This is a genomic window from Paratractidigestivibacter sp. (assembly GCF_052362415.1).
Classification (GTDB): domain Bacteria; phylum Actinomycetota; class Coriobacteriia; order Coriobacteriales; family Atopobiaceae; genus Paratractidigestivibacter.
Window position 1 is genome coordinate 1 of the sequence record NZ_DAWEMK010000049.1, and the last position, 2,232, is coordinate 2,232.

Consider the following 2,232-nt stretch of genomic DNA (forward strand, 5'->3'; position numbering starts at 1 on the left):
CGTACTTGTCGGTGTGGTCGCCGATGATCTTGATGGAGTTCTTGTTCGCGCCGACCGTGCCGTCGCCGCCGAGGCCCCAGAACTTGCACTCGATGGTGCCAGGGGCGGAGGTGATGGGGGCGTCCTCCATCTCGGGCAGGCTCAGGTGCGTGACATCGTCGTTGATGCCGATGGTGAACTCGCGCTTGGGCTCGTCCTTCTTGAGCTCCTCGAAGACCGCGAACGCAGACGCGGGCGGGGTGTCCTTGGAGCCGAGGCCGTAACGGCCGCCGGAGACGTAGATGTCGTTCCTGCCGGCCTCATAGAGGGCGGAGACGACATCCTGGTAGAGAGGCTCGCCGATGGAGCCGGGCTCCTTGGTGCGGTCCATGACGGCGATCTTCTTGACGGTCTCGGGGAGAACGTCGACGAAGTGCTTGATGGAGAACGGGCGGAACAGGCGGACCTTGACGAGGCCGACCTTCTCGCCGCGGGCGGTCAGGTAGTCGATGACCTCCTCGAGGACGTCGCAGAAGGAGCCCATGCAGACGACGACGCGGTCGGCGTCGGGGGCGCCGTAGTAGTTGAACAGGCCGTAGTCGGTGCCGAGCTTGTCGTTGATCTTGCCCATGTACTTCTCGACGACGGCGGGCAGCGCGTCGTAGGCAGAGTTGCAGGCCTCGCGGTGCTGGAAGAAGATGTCGCCGTTCTCGTGGGAGCCGCGGGCGTGCGGGTGCTCAGGGTTCAGCGCGTGGTCACGGAAGGCCTGGACGGCGTCCATGTCGCACATATCCTTGAGGTCATCGTAGTCCCAAACGGCGACCTTCTGGATCTCGTGGGAGGTGCGGAAGCCGTCGAAGAAGTTGAGGAACGGGACCTTGCCCTCGATGGCGGCGAGGTGAGCCACCGGCGAGAGGTCCATGACCTCCTGGACGTTGCCCTCGGCGAGCATGGCGAAGCCGGTCTGGCGGCAAGCCATGACGTCGGAGTGGTCGCCGAAGATGTTCAGAGCGTGGGACGCGACGGTACGAGCCGACACGTGGAAGACGGCCGGCAGGCCCTCGCCCGCGATCTTGTACATGTTCGGGATCATCAGGAGCAGGCCCTGAGAAGCCGTGTACGTGGTGGTCAGAGCGCCCGCGCCGAGCGAGCCGTGGACGGTGCCGGAGGCGCCTGCCTCAGACTCCATCTCGACCACGTTGACCGGCGTGCCGAAGATGTTCTTGCGGCCCTGGGCTGCCCACTGGTCGACGTGGTCGGCCATCGGGCTGGACGGGGTGATCGGGTAGATACCCGCAACCTCGGTGAACGCGTACGATACGTGCGCGGCCGCCTCGTTGCCGTCCATGGACTTGAACTTACGTCCCATATCCTCTCCTTCTCCTTCAAACTCCCCGGGAACCCCCATGGCCCCGGGACGCTTACCGTTTGCGGTTGTGCCAATGCACAATCCTCCACAGTTAGTTAGCTAGGATACCCCGTTGTCAGGTGGCGTCGAGCGCGTTTTGCTAACAAATTGGAATATGGCGCCATCTAATCCGTGAGCGCGCAAGTCGCTAAAACTATTGATGGTATGTAGCCTGAGCTGGGCTAAGTTATGCCAAGAAGGGCGCAAGGGCAGGGCTTTGCCAGGCTTCTTTTTTGTTGGAGGAAAGCGCCCCGTCCCGCCAAGGGGCGGGGCGCTGGAAAGGCGGCGAACGCACGCAGCGGCAGGATCGTTGGTGAAAGCGTGCACGTTTGGGCACCGAGGATTTTGTGTTTGATAGCCTCCTAATTGCACAAAATAGCAGAGCGGCTTTTCACTCGTGAGCATGAAAAAGTTTCACAGATAAGCAAGAGGGACACGTCCTGGCGCCGCACACATTGCCATGCTCGATTCGCGGGGCCCAACCCACGGATCGAGAGGCAGGAAAGGAAGATGCCGGACATGTCCCAGATAGAGAGGATACGCGACATGCTCGCGGATGGCTATACGCCGACGGAGGTGAGGGAGACCCTCGGAGCGTCGTACCCAACGATCAGGAAGTGCGCTCAGGAAGACGACTTCTCGCCCCAAAGGCCCGAGGCCCCGGAGCACCCGGGCAAGCCCGACCCCTGCAAGGCCCTCATCGGCGAGATGCTCGAGGAGGACCGCCGCTGCTGCCACAAGCAGCGCCACACGGCCAAGCGCGTCTTCGAGAGGCTGCGCGCGGAGCATGGCTTTAGCGGCGGCTGCTCCGCGGCGCGGCGCCACATGAAGGAGATCCGCCCCAA

At 63.1% G+C, this 2,232-nt stretch carries 2 pseudogenes; one reads left to right on the forward strand and one right to left on the reverse strand.

The features are described 5' to 3' along the window. Positions 1–1,348, reverse strand: a pseudogene (locus ACT84W_RS06290) (pyruvate:ferredoxin (flavodoxin) oxidoreductase); the annotation flags it as partial. A gap of 558 nt (positions 1,349–1,906) precedes the next feature. Here ACT84W_RS06290 and ACT84W_RS06295 point away from each other — a divergent pair. After that, a pseudogene (locus ACT84W_RS06295) lies at positions 1,907–2,232 on the forward strand (hypothetical protein); the annotation flags it as partial.